The 10,950-nt window shown below is 35.3% G+C and carries 13 protein-coding genes and 1 tRNA gene; 4 read left to right on the top strand and 10 right to left on the bottom strand.

Translation table 11 applies throughout. The features are described from left to right. Nucleotides 1-62: 62 nt before the first annotated feature. Nucleotides 63-767, top strand: a complete 705-nt coding sequence (gene flgA / locus ACJML3_RS07970) for a flagellar basal body P-ring formation chaperone FlgA (protein WP_406022175.1) — start codon at nt 63-65, stop codon at nt 765-767. 180 nt (nt 768-947) lie between these two features. Further along, nucleotides 948-1,289 carry a flagellar biosynthesis anti-sigma factor FlgM gene (gene flgM, locus ACJML3_RS07965; protein ID WP_406022173.1) on the top strand — a complete coding sequence of 114 codons (342 nt, stop codon included), beginning with the start codon at nt 948-950 and terminating at the stop codon, nt 1,287-1,289. Nucleotides 1,290-1,359: 70 nt separating this feature from the next. On the opposite strand, the gene ACJML3_RS07960 is transcribed toward flgM, so the two are convergent. The 6 genes from ACJML3_RS07960 to ACJML3_RS07935 all read right to left on the bottom strand — a co-directional run bounded on the left by ACJML3_RS07960 (nt 1,360) and on the right by ACJML3_RS07935 (nt 5,919). Next, entirely contained in the window at nt 1,360-2,256 is an 897-nt protein-coding gene (locus ACJML3_RS07960) for a DMT family transporter (protein ID WP_406022171.1), read from the bottom strand. 156 nt (nt 2,257-2,412) lie between these two features. Next, nucleotides 2,413-3,441, bottom strand: coding sequence for an AAA family ATPase (locus ACJML3_RS07955; protein ID WP_406022169.1), 1,029 nt, complete (start codon nt 3,439-3,441; stop codon nt 2,413-2,415). 15 nt (nt 3,442-3,456) lie between these two features. After that, nucleotides 3,457-3,783, bottom strand: coding sequence for a single-stranded DNA-binding protein (locus ACJML3_RS07950; RefSeq protein WP_406022167.1), 327 nt, complete (start codon nt 3,781-3,783; stop codon nt 3,457-3,459). Between the two features lie 116 nt (nt 3,784-3,899). Further along, complete coding sequence (locus ACJML3_RS07945; protein ID WP_406022165.1) at nt 3,900-4,382, bottom strand: flagella synthesis protein FlgN; 483 nt, start codon at nt 4,380-4,382, stop codon at nt 3,900-3,902. Between the two features lie 11 nt (nt 4,383-4,393). Then, nucleotides 4,394-4,852 carry an LPP20 family lipoprotein gene (locus tag ACJML3_RS07940; protein ID WP_406022163.1) on the bottom strand — a complete coding sequence of 153 codons (459 nt, stop codon included), beginning with the start codon at nt 4,850-4,852 and terminating at the stop codon, nt 4,394-4,396. 8 nt (nt 4,853-4,860) lie between these two features. Continuing rightward, nucleotides 4,861-5,919 carry a FlgO family outer membrane protein gene (locus tag ACJML3_RS07935; RefSeq protein WP_406022161.1) on the bottom strand — a complete coding sequence of 353 codons (1,059 nt, stop codon included), beginning with the start codon at nt 5,917-5,919 and terminating at the stop codon, nt 4,861-4,863. 139 nt (nt 5,920-6,058) lie between these two features. Here ACJML3_RS07935 and ACJML3_RS07930 point away from each other — a divergent pair, with 139 nt between their 5' ends. Both ACJML3_RS07930 and ACJML3_RS07925 read left to right on the top strand, forming a co-directional pair. Next, nucleotides 6,059-7,216: a flagella assembly protein FlgT middle domain-containing protein gene (locus ACJML3_RS07930; RefSeq protein WP_406022159.1), complete on the top strand. Its 1,158-nt coding sequence runs from the start codon at nt 6,059-6,061 to the stop codon at nt 7,214-7,216. A gap of 47 nt (nt 7,217-7,263) precedes the next feature. Next, nucleotides 7,264-7,338, top strand: a tRNA-Arg gene (locus tag ACJML3_RS07925). Between the two features lie 3 nt (nt 7,339-7,341). Here the strand turns inward: ACJML3_RS07925 and ACJML3_RS07920 are convergent. From ACJML3_RS07920 to ACJML3_RS07905, 4 genes are all read right to left on the bottom strand, one after another. Next, nucleotides 7,342-8,091, bottom strand: coding sequence for an IclR family transcriptional regulator (locus ACJML3_RS07920; protein WP_406022157.1), 750 nt, complete (start codon nt 8,089-8,091; stop codon nt 7,342-7,344). An 88-nt stretch (nt 8,092-8,179) separates the two neighbouring features. After that, nucleotides 8,180-9,607: a sigma-54-dependent transcriptional regulator gene (locus ACJML3_RS07915; RefSeq protein ID WP_406022156.1), complete on the bottom strand. Its 1,428-nt coding sequence runs from the start codon at nt 9,605-9,607 to the stop codon at nt 8,180-8,182. A gap of 23 nt (nt 9,608-9,630) precedes the next feature. After that, entirely contained in the window at nt 9,631-10,662 is a 1,032-nt protein-coding gene (locus tag ACJML3_RS07910; protein WP_406022154.1) for a sensor histidine kinase, read from the bottom strand. A gap of 169 nt (nt 10,663-10,831) precedes the next feature. Beyond that, on the bottom strand, nt 10,832-10,950 hold a 119-nt coding region (locus ACJML3_RS07905), incomplete at its 5' end, for a Na+/H+ antiporter NhaC family protein (RefSeq protein ID WP_406022177.1).

The raw sequence follows: 10,950 nt of genomic DNA, 5'->3' as shown, positions 1-10,950 counted from the left end.
AATTCTTTTAATCGATACTTTGCCATATAATTCTATCGTCAAGAACAATTAGGCCTTTAACAATGTTTAAGAAAAAAATTCTATCAATAATAGCTGTGCTCATATCATCAGTTTTTGCAAACTGCTCTTTTGCAACAACTGAGGAAGCCCTTTTTCTTGAAAATGTAGCAAGGCAGTATATTCTTGCGCAGTTTACAGAAAAGAATGACAACATAAGATATAACATCAAAGTCAGCAAAGTTGACAGAAACAGAGACTTTGGTGGTAAATGCTCAGGATATCTGAGTGCAAAACTGTTAACACTAGAAATAAAAAAGAACAGTATCGTAAAAATTATCTGCAGAAGAAAAAATAATCCTTACTCCATTCAGATACCTGTCTCTATTATTGTACAAAGAGCAACAATTGTAGCCTCTGATAATATTCCAAAAGGAAGTGCTATCACACAAAGCATGTTAGAAAAGAAATTCGTTAATGAAAATCTTATCCTTAATCAGAGCATTACCGATTCCTCATTGATTATCGGAAGCAAGACAAAAAAGGATATACGTGCAGGTGATTTTTTGAAGATATCCGATCTGTGTCTTGTTGCTAAAGGTGATGTTGTTACTATCAGTGCGCGCTCTCATGGTCTTGAGATAAAAGCAACTGGTATTGCTATGGAAGAGGGTAAATTAAACGAAACAATTGCCGTTAAAAATATAAAGTCAGGAAAAATTATTCGTGCTCTGGTTAAAAGTGCAAATTCTGTAGAAGTTGTTTTCTAAATAAAGAAAAAAAATTTTTTTTAAATATTTTTCCTTATAATTCATAAGATTACAATTTATTTCATAATTTTTATAAAAAAATCGTTAAAGGATTTATATAATTTGTCGTTAACAAATTAACAGAATATTTTTTTATGTTTTAAAATCTATTAGAGAAAAGAATTTATTGAGGATAGTATTATGGCAATCGATGTATTAAATGACCGTTCTTTTAACGGTATGAAAGAATCCGTTGCTACTGCCAACAAAGTGGCAACCAATACTACCAGTGCTCCTGTTGCACAGGCAAAGCAGTCTGTAAGCGAGATGAGTGCTCGTTCAGCCGATGCTGTTATGCTTACTGATGGCGCTAAGACTTTAGCTAAGGCAACACAGAAAGCTCGTGATGCAAGTGGTATTGACGAAGCTAAGGTTGAAAGATTAAAGAATTCCATCAAAGATGGTACCTACAAAATCAATTATGAGTCTGTAGCTAACAAGCTTATAGATGCAGAAGATGAATTAGGCACTATTTTTGGATAATGCACTCTAGCATGAGAGAGTACATAGGACAGGATCTTCATTTTGAAGATCCTGTTTTTATTTGTCGATGTTATTTATTTGCCTTTAGAGACGTTACTTTCAGCTGAGAAATTACAAGTCCTGAAATGGCAAGAACCATTCCAAGCAGTGTATATTCAGTAATTGTTTCATCAATCATTAAAACAGCGCCTACTGTTGTCACAACAGGAGTTGCATAGATATAAACGTTGGTCTTTACAGATCCGATAAACTCAATTGCCTTGTTCCAGAGAAGGAAGCTTAAAGATGAAGCTAATACTGCAAGGAACAGAAAGTTAAAGATGTTAATCTCCTTTAAAAGGCAATCTATCTTAGGTTCATATCCTTCAATTGCCATAATAACTGTTGTCTGTAAGACAGCATAAAAGAAAGACTTGATAGTAATTACCAGTGTAGGAACATTTCTTTTCTGAACCTTGCATACAAAAATATTATAAAACCCCCAGACAACTGCGCAACCAAGAGCTAACAGATCGCCTAAAGGATTAAGCTCTAGTTTTATTGAGTTGAAGCTAAGACAAGCAATACCAGTCATAGCCAGGATAAAGCCTAAAATAAAATTCTTTGAAAGAGTCTTTCCTTTATTGAATACTTTGTCAAAAATTGCAACAAATAAAGGAGCTGTAGAAACAATAAGACAGACATTTGAGGCGTTTGAGTATATTAAGGCATTATTCTCAAATACAAAGTATATGGTTACTCCAAAAAAGCCTGCTAATGCTGAATAAAGCTCTACTTTAAATGATATGAATTTAAGTGCAAACGGAGATAGAATCAGAAGACATAATGTTGCTAAAACAAATCTGTCAAAAAGGATCTCAACTGGAGTGAAATCTTTTAATAAAACTTTGCAACTAACAAAAGTAAGGCCCCAGAACAAAATTACAATAACTGCAAAACTGTGTCCTAAAAACTGATTGCGATTCATACTGCCTCCGAAAATAGCAGTATGTAACTTTTTATTCGGCAAATCAAGAAAAATATCTTTATAAAATAAATAGTTATAATTCCTAATAAGAAAAAAAATACTGGCCATTGCTGACCAGTATAACGCATTATAAAAATGCAAATGAAAGCAATTCTGTTACTTTTTTCTTCTACTTCTTACTTTTGTAGCTGTAATCTGGCTATCATTTTGAGATATTTCCTCATTTAGATTATTCACACTAGTCTTTTTAAGTACATTCTTTTCGTGACCGAAAATATCATTACACAGTCTCATAACATATTCACATTCAACAGCAGGAAGCCTTAGGGCGTAACACATTTTTATTATCCTGTGGATGCTCATCTGTGTTTTCAAACTTGCAATACTTGCGATTTTCAAAAGATTTCTTGAAGAAAATGGGGCTGAAATCTGACGAACGCCATTATCAAACCCCTGTTTTACCACCTTTCTGATTTCATTTGAAAATGCTATCAGTTTTGTACAGATGTCATCTGACAGATCAGGGAATGCATTCTTTAAAAGAGCTCTTTCTACACTTTCTTTTGGATAATCCATTTCAATGAATCTCCAGCGATCTAAGAAAGCCTGGTTCATCTGACGGGTTCCATTATAAAATCCAGTCATATCTCCAAAACCTTTTGTATTGGCTGTTGCAATGACTCTGAACTGTGGGTGCGGATGAATAATTTCACCTCCGTTTGCAAGTACAGTCAAACTCTTTCCATCAAGAACGTCATTAAGTACAGACAAATCACCTGCACTCATAAGATCTATCTCATTTAAAATAAGAATTTCACCGTTTATCATCGCTCTGCTCAGCGGTCCATATTCAAATACAAGCTCGCCGTTTCTTAATGTGCTATGACCTATCAGATCTAATGATTCACATTTGTTTGATAAGGTGATCTGCTCAACACCCCAATTAAGTCTTGCGGCAATCTGCAAAATCATTGTTGTTTTTCCGCAGCCAGAAGGTCCTGATATATAAAGACAGTCCTTGTACGGATGAAACAGATATAAAAGAACATCATTTAAAAGATTGAGTTCAAAAACATATGTCGGATCAATTCTTGGAATATGATCTGTTATACGACAAGGCTCAATCTGAACATCCTGTTCAATCACTTTTTCATTGTTGAAAACATTAGCTAAATTCAAGTTCATTATTTTTTCCATAGGTTATTGTTGTATTTGTGTAGAAATTTTTGATGCAACAATGCTGTTTGAATAAAATTCCTCTCCAAGAGAGTCTTTATATCTGGTCGTCCTTATAAAACCTTTTACAAAAACTCTACTTTGAGATTTCTGATATTCAGACAATTTTTGTATCTGTTCTCTACTGTTTTTCGTAAAAAACTTAACTCTATAAACATCAAAACAGCTACAGCCATCTTTTTCAAAGCAGGCGCTTAAAAGGATATAGATATACCTTTTTGCCTCATGTTTATATTCTGGATATACGATACCTTTTACAGTACCGCTTAAGGTAACCTCATTTATGTCCATTAGGCCTCCATTTTGATGGCCTAATTGTATATGAGGATTTTTTTTAGGAGGGCAGCAAGTGGCGCTTTGCGCCACTTTTAAAAATTACTTTATGATTTATATGAAAAAATTATTTTTTAAGCAGAGATTGACAATCTTGATGGACCTTTTGCACTAGCAGAACCCTTTGCGTTGTAGGTCATATTTCTGGTGGTTGCATCTCTAGCCTCCATAAGAACAGCCTTGAGCTTATTAGAAGCTTGCATATTCATTACAATCAGTCTTCCGTTTACTTCATTTCTGAACTTGCACTTTTTAAGCTTATCCTTGATTATAAGGACATTTGCTGCAAATTCAGTTTTTAATTTATCAACATCTGGATGAAGCTTGATTTTCTGATCGTTTGACTGAAGCTTGAGCATAAGATCTGATTTTGCTGATGATAATTCAGAAAGTTTAGTAACCATTCTGTCGCGAAGTGCTTCATATTCTGACTGAATTACACGAGTCAGCTTGTCTAAAATAGTCTCCTGCAGATCAAGATAATACTTTAGAGGCTCAACACCGTTATTTTTTGTAACATTAACCTTATTAAATACAAATTTTTTTAACTCAGCCATAATATATCTCCTTACAGTGCGCCTCTAATGTCATACAGATCATAGATAATCTTAGTATCAAGTTCTAATTCTGTTGCATATGTATCTCCGATTGGATACTGTCTTAGAACTCTTGCACCATGTACATATCCATCAATTGTTGCCTTAAGGTTACTGTTCTGCTCTACAGTATTTGAATTTACACTACTGTTTGACTGAAGGTAGATGCCATTAACCTGCTCTGCTAACTCTCTGTAAGCTTCAAGCTTGGAGGCTCTCATTGCCTTAATCTGTTTTAATTCTTTTGTTGCTCCTGGCTGTCTGGAAATTGACGCATAGCCAGTTGCTCTTAAAACAGGGAATTCAGATGGACGTGACACACCATCATTGTTTATTACAATGTTACTGTGATTGCCTAAAAAACTTGTTGAAGAACAAGATGTTAGACATATTGCCATAATACTTATAATAATCAGATTAAGGCTTTTCATAATCTCTCCTAGTCATTCGTACGAGAATACTGACTTTTATCATGCACATCTCGTACCAGCTTTCCAGAATATTTATAAGTTTCTGCAGGATAAATTACAGGAGAATCTCCATTATTTGCGATGCCTAAGAAGGAATGTTCCTTGTTATACATATAGTGCTGATAGTTGCCTGCTGATGTTGCAGGAACCTCTGCACCCTTTGGATAGTATTTAGAATTGAATTCCTTTAAATCAACGCTGTAATAATTATCCTTGAAATCTTTTTCCTTTTGTTTTTCTATTTGCTCTAAAGTTCTTTTATCTACAGTGTAGTTTGCAGATGAAACAACTGTTCTTTTTGTAACTCTATCTACAATTACACTTTTCTTGCCATTAGGAACTACAAGTGAGCCTGGTTCATAAAGATAGGAGTTAACGCCATAAAGCTGACAGTCCTTCTTTGCAGTTCTGTAACAGTATGGTAATTTCTCATATGGAATAAAGCCTGTGGTTGAACCAACTACAGTCTGAGTCTGCATATTTATGATTCTGCCAAGTAGCACAATACCCTTGTCATTTCTTGTCAGAGTACCTGCAAGAATATGCTTAACCATTGCCTTTTTAGCAACCTTCTTCCAGTCTCTTGAGAATACAAGTTCACCATCTTTGGTAATGGTAATGGCACCTGTCAGTTTATACTCAAAGACACCAATTCCTCTTCTGTCAAGTTCATGGACAAACATCTCTGCCACAGATTTTCCAAGATAACCTGAATTCTCATATGTATCAGTATCCACAAATGAGGTGATTGCTACCTTAGGAATAGAATAGGTAGGTGCAGGAGCATTAGGATCGTCACTGTAAACAAGATCTTTTCTAAGATCATTGATTAAAGTTGTATGCAGTGTATCTGCCATTGACGATACAATTTTACTTATTTCCATACCCTGCTGATTGTAGACATTTGAAGCTGTATTCTGAACATGTACAGAATTATCAGCTTTGCCACTTGGGGCAGGATTTGCCGTACAGCCAACTAACAGCGCAGTTGCTGTTATGGCTAACATATTTACAATTTTTCTCTCCATCCTGACCTTCTTTTGTCTGTATAATCAAATAAATCGGTTATTTCTGCTTAAAAGTTATTTTTTTAACTTTTTTCGCAATCTTGGTTCAAATTATGCAAGAGTTGTGCCAATGACAAAATACCAACACACAGGTGACATCATGAAAAAAATGAATTTTATCAAATTCGCACTGCCTTTGATTTTAGCCTTTTTATCAGTTCAGGCAAATGCTAAATGGTATTCTGCAACAGGTGAAGGTGAAGACAGAAATGCAGCTGTAAATGATGCAATACGAAATATAATCCTGCAATCTGGTGCAAGTGTTCATATTGAAGAGTCTTTTAAGAACGGTGTGATGCAAAAAGACAATTTCTCCATAAAGAGCACATCTCCAATTAAAAGACTTGTGGTGTTAAGTGAACAGACATCTTTTCACAGAGTTACTGTAAATATTAAAGCATTTATTAATGAGAACCAGGTTATCAAAGGATGCTCTGTTGCAAATATTAAAAAGACAATGATACCTGTAGCATTCAAATATTCAGATCCTCAGGCTTATCAGGGAAGTATAGGAATTGAAGGAATTGAAAATATCATAACAAAGCAGTTTTATGAAAACCTAAGAATGATTAAAACTGTTAATGTAAAAACTCCTCTTAACATAAATCTTCCTAAGAATTATTCAAAAGAAGTTGATAATTCATTCATATTTAAGAATCTGACAAATATTGCAAACCGTGAAAATGCTCAGTATGTTCTTATTGGAACTATAAATTCTGTTTCCGTATCAAAGGTTGGAAACAATATCATCACAAATCTTTTATTCAGCGATACTAGATCACTGAATTTTGACATTGATATTTATGATGGCATCAATGATGAGATTGTATTCCATCAGAATTATCAGATGGAAGCTGACTGGCCATATACTCAGTCAGACTATATTGATATAAAGGGAAACAACTTCAAGAGCACAGCCTATGGTCAGAGAATGTACGGCCTTTTAAAGGACGCAGCAAAGGATATCGGTTATGAAATACAGTGTGCTCCTGTCAGTGCCAAGGTAATTGATATAGATGGCGATGATATTATCATCAACATCGGTAAAAATAACGGCATTACAAAGAATACTGAATTTACTGTTGTTCAAAGAACATCTGTTCAGACTACAACAGGAAAAGAATATGAAAGCTATGAAGATGCAGCAGGAACATATAAAGCAGTATCAATTTATCCTAATGCATCAAAGTTAAAGCCAACTGATCTTCAGAACAATGTTCTAAATATAAACATCAATGATGTTGTTACTGTTCAGTAGTTTTTGTGTTGTATCAAAATATTTTACTGTTATAATGTGTGCCGTGCGGCCCCATAGTTAAATGGATATAATAAGCCCCTCCTAAGGGCTAGTTGCAGGTTCGATTCCTACTGGGGCTGCCATTTTTAGATCATAAGATCACTCTTTATCTGCATTGTCACTAGCTTGATCTTTTCAATAATCGATGGCAATGCATCTTTTGAGAATTTTCTTGTAGTTCCTATCGTTGAAATTGCGCCTATTAGATGATTGTCAAAATCAAGAATTGGAGCACTGACACTTCTAATATCAAGATTCTCTTCACCATTATCAAAGGCATAACCTCTGTTGTGAATAACAGCAAGCTCCTTTCTTAATGCCTCTGGAGTTGCAATAGAATTTGCTGTAGCTCTTGAATAATCAAGTGAGTTTATAATCTGTTCACGTCTTGAACTTGATGAATAGGCAAGAAGGCATTTTCCAAGTGCAGAATGAAGTAATGAAACCTCAGAGCCTACTCTTGAATTTATTCTAACAGATGAATTTGGTGATGAAATATTCAAAGAACAGTAAGCTTTATCATCATCCATAATTCCAAAATTCACAGCTATACAGTCAATAGATGATATGAGTCTGTCAAGATAGGGAGAAATAAGCTCGTTTAAATCTAATGATGCTGAAGCTGAGTTTCCAAGAGAAACGAGTTTCATCCAAAGCTGGATTGATTTATCTGAATTCTGCCTGATAAGTCTCAATTTAATCATATCATCAACTAATACATATACTGAGCTTCTTGGCAAATCTGTATAGGAAATAAGCTCTGATATAGTACAGCGACGGTGTTTTTGGAGTGTTTCAAGAATAATCAGTGCTTTTTGAAGGGCAGGAACTCTCATTTTTCAGCTTCTATATATCTATTTAATATAAACTATCTGTCTACTATTTTAGACAGATAGTTAAAAAATTCAATTAAATGAAAACAGATTATGAAGGAATTATCATGCCAAGTTCGCGCATCTTGGCAATCTTGTATCTTAAGGTTCTTGGGGAAATTCCAAGTCTTTGAGCAACATCGGTTCTTGAGCCTCTGCATTCAATTAAGGCATCAAGGATAATCTGATATTCTTGCTGTTTGAGTTCACCACCAAGATCAGATGGGATCTTCTGGTTTCTAACAGGATCGTCAATGCTTTCACAATCCTTAGAATCGTCATTTTCCAAAAGTGCATTGATAGATGGAGAAACAAATCCATCATCAGATCCTGACTGATATATATCATCAAGAGCGTTCTCATCTAGAATTATGCAACTGTCATCCACAACACCATTTGAAGCTAGAATTAAGGCTCTTTGCATTACATTATCAAGTTCACGGACATTTCCAGGCCATGAATATGAAAGTAGCTTGGCTCTTGCCTTATCATTGATTTTTGGTATTGCAAGTGAGGATTCTTTAGCATGCTTTGATAAAAGATGCTCTGCAATTGGCTCGATATCCAGTGGTCGCTTACACAAAGGAAGCCATCTTAGAGGAAAAACATTAAGTCTATAATATAAATCCTCTCTGAATTTCTTGTCTGCAACAGCCTGCTTTAAATCTCTGTTTGATGTGGCAATAACACGAACATCAAGAGCAATTGTTTTTCTTGAGCCTAGTCTTTCAACTTCCTTTTCCTGTAAAACACGAAGAAGTTTTGCCTGCAACCCAAGATCCATCTCGGTTATTTCATCTAGTAATATAGTACCGCCCTGAGCCTGTTCAAATTTACCAGGACAGGCTTGAACTGCACCAGTAAAAGCACCTTTTTCATATCCGAATAAGGTTGCCTCAAGCATAGAATCTGGAATTGCTGCACAGTTGATTGCTACAAAAGGACCCTGAGCTCTTGGAGAATTGTCATGAACATATCTTGATAAAACTTCCTTACCAGATCCTGAAGGACCTGTAATCATAACTGTCGCATCTGTTGATGCTACCTTTGCAGCCATAGCTAACAGCTCTTTTGTTGCAGGATCTGCAAAAACAGGTTGTCCCTTTATCTGTTTGCTTACTGGAACATATCTTGAAACCTGATTTAATAGAACCTCAGGTGCAAATGGCTTTGCAAGATAATCAATTGCACCTTCTCGCATTGCTCTTACGGCACCATTGATATTTGCATATGCTGTCATTAAAAGTACAGGAAGATTTGCGTACTTTTCATGAATAGTATTGAGTAAGGTATGGCCATCCATTCCTCCCATCTGGATATCAGATATAACCATATCAACTTTCTGTTTAGATAGGATATCTAAAGCCTGTTCACCACCATCGGCCTCAAGGCATACATAACCTGTCAGCATTAGTGTATCGACTATCGCTTCTCTTAACTGGCTGTCATCATCAACGATTAGAATCTGGCTATTACTCATTTGATATCCTAATTATCTTTCTTTCAAGCCACAGATCTATTCTCATCTGCTAATGATACTGTTGGCTCATTTATGCCATCATATTTAGGAATTATCATTGTAAATACAGTTTCATTTTCATCAGATTTAACTTTAATGCTTCCCTGATGTACCTTTGCAACCGCTGCTACAACAGCTAATCCTAAACCTGTACCATTACTCTTTGTTGTATAGAATGGCTCGAAAATCTTTTCACATACATTCTTCGGAATTACAGGGCCGTCATTGCAAACACTTATGATAACATTAGCAACATCAGCCTTAAGTGTTATATTAACGTTTTTTGCACCAGCTTCAATGGCATTTGTCACTAAATTTGTAATTGCTCCGTTTAAAGCTGTCACATTTCCTAAGATCTTCATCGGTCTTGGACCGATATTTGAAGTAAGTTTTGCACCACTTTTCTCAATTACTGATGCTACAGATGATGTTACGCCTTCAACAATATCAACAGCATCAAGACACTTGACTGACTGCTCGCCTGATCTTGCATACATGAGAATATCACTTACCTGAGCTTCTAAAGCCTCTAGTCTTGACATAAGTTTCTTTTGAAATAATGCTCTTGACTGAGCAGGAAGCTTTGAATTTCCTAAATTTGCTGCATACAGAATAGCTGCAGATAAAGGAGTTCTAATCTGATGAGCAAGAGATGCAGCCATCTTACCTAAAGATGAAAGTCTTTCCATATGATTGAGCTTATCGGTAAGTTCTCTTGTTGCAGTCTGATCGGTCATTTCAACTAACTGACCACTTGATAAAGGCTTAGTTGAAACCTGAAGTCTCTTACCGTCCTTTGTAGAAACTTCCTGACCATCATCTTTTTGAGGTCTGAAAACTTCCTGAATAACCTCATACCATTTGCGACCAACTAGTGTACTCTGATTGAGCATACTCAAAGCAGACTGATTTGCAACACTGATAATGCCGTTTGAATCTAAAACAATAATTGCAGCAGGCTCTTTTTCAACAATTTCCTTGTATAAATCAAGTTGAGTATCTTTTACGTCAGTCATGATATTTACTCCATTTTATTTTTTATAGGAAATATTCAACTTTCATGCCATATTGTATTTTTGCTTATATATCAATATGTTAGATATAAGCAATAGAACTTATGACAGTTTACTGACGCTTTATTGAATTAGTTTGAAAGCAGCAGTGACTGACTGCTGCCATATAGATTTATCCAAGAATTGCTACACTTAAGACTGCTACTATAAACAGTGCTGTATTGTAGTGGATGAATGTAGGAATACAGGTATCCTTAATATGATCATGCTGTCCATCTGCATTAAGACCTG

Source organism: Succinivibrio sp. (genome assembly GCF_045124615.1).
GTDB classification, from domain to species: Bacteria; Pseudomonadota; Gammaproteobacteria; order Enterobacterales; family Succinivibrionaceae; genus Succinivibrio; species Succinivibrio faecicola.
Note: the sequence above shows the minus strand (reverse complement) of the source record. Positions and strands in the feature narration are given on the sequence as shown.

Bases quoted from the DNA above. Each gene is read 5' to 3' on its own strand.
- flgA (WP_406022175.1), top strand. From the start codon at position 63: ATGTTTAAGAAAAAAATTCTATCAATAATAGCTGTGCTCATATCATCA.
- ACJML3_RS07935 (WP_406022161.1), bottom strand. From the start codon at position 5,919: ATGGAGAGAAAAATTGTAAATATGTTAGCCATAACAGCAACTGCGCTG.
- ACJML3_RS07930 (WP_406022159.1), top strand. From the start codon at position 6,059: ATGAAAAAAATGAATTTTATCAAATTCGCACTGCCTTTGATTTTAGCC.
- ACJML3_RS07950 (WP_406022167.1), bottom strand. From the start codon at position 3,783: ATGGACATAAATGAGGTTACCTTAAGCGGTACTGTAAAAGGTATCGTA.
- ACJML3_RS07915 (WP_406022156.1), bottom strand. From the start codon at position 9,607: ATGAGTAATAGCCAGATTCTAATCGTTGATGATGACAGCCAGTTAAGA.
- flgM (WP_406022173.1), top strand. From the start codon at position 948: ATGGCAATCGATGTATTAAATGACCGTTCTTTTAACGGTATGAAAGAA.
- ACJML3_RS07910 (WP_406022154.1), bottom strand. From the start codon at position 10,662: ATGACTGACGTAAAAGATACTCAACTTGATTTATACAAGGAAATTGTT.
- ACJML3_RS07960 (WP_406022171.1), bottom strand. From the start codon at position 2,256: ATGAATCGCAATCAGTTTTTAGGACACAGTTTTGCAGTTATTGTAATT.
- ACJML3_RS07920 (WP_406022157.1), bottom strand. From the start codon at position 8,091: ATGAGAGTTCCTGCCCTTCAAAAAGCACTGATTATTCTTGAAACACTC.
- ACJML3_RS07940 (WP_406022163.1), bottom strand. From the start codon at position 4,852: ATGAAAAGCCTTAATCTGATTATTATAAGTATTATGGCAATATGTCTA.
- ACJML3_RS07955 (WP_406022169.1), bottom strand. From the start codon at position 3,441: ATGAACTTGAATTTAGCTAATGTTTTCAACAATGAAAAAGTGATTGAA.
- ACJML3_RS07945 (WP_406022165.1), bottom strand. From the start codon at position 4,382: ATGGCTGAGTTAAAAAAATTTGTATTTAATAAGGTTAATGTTACAAAA.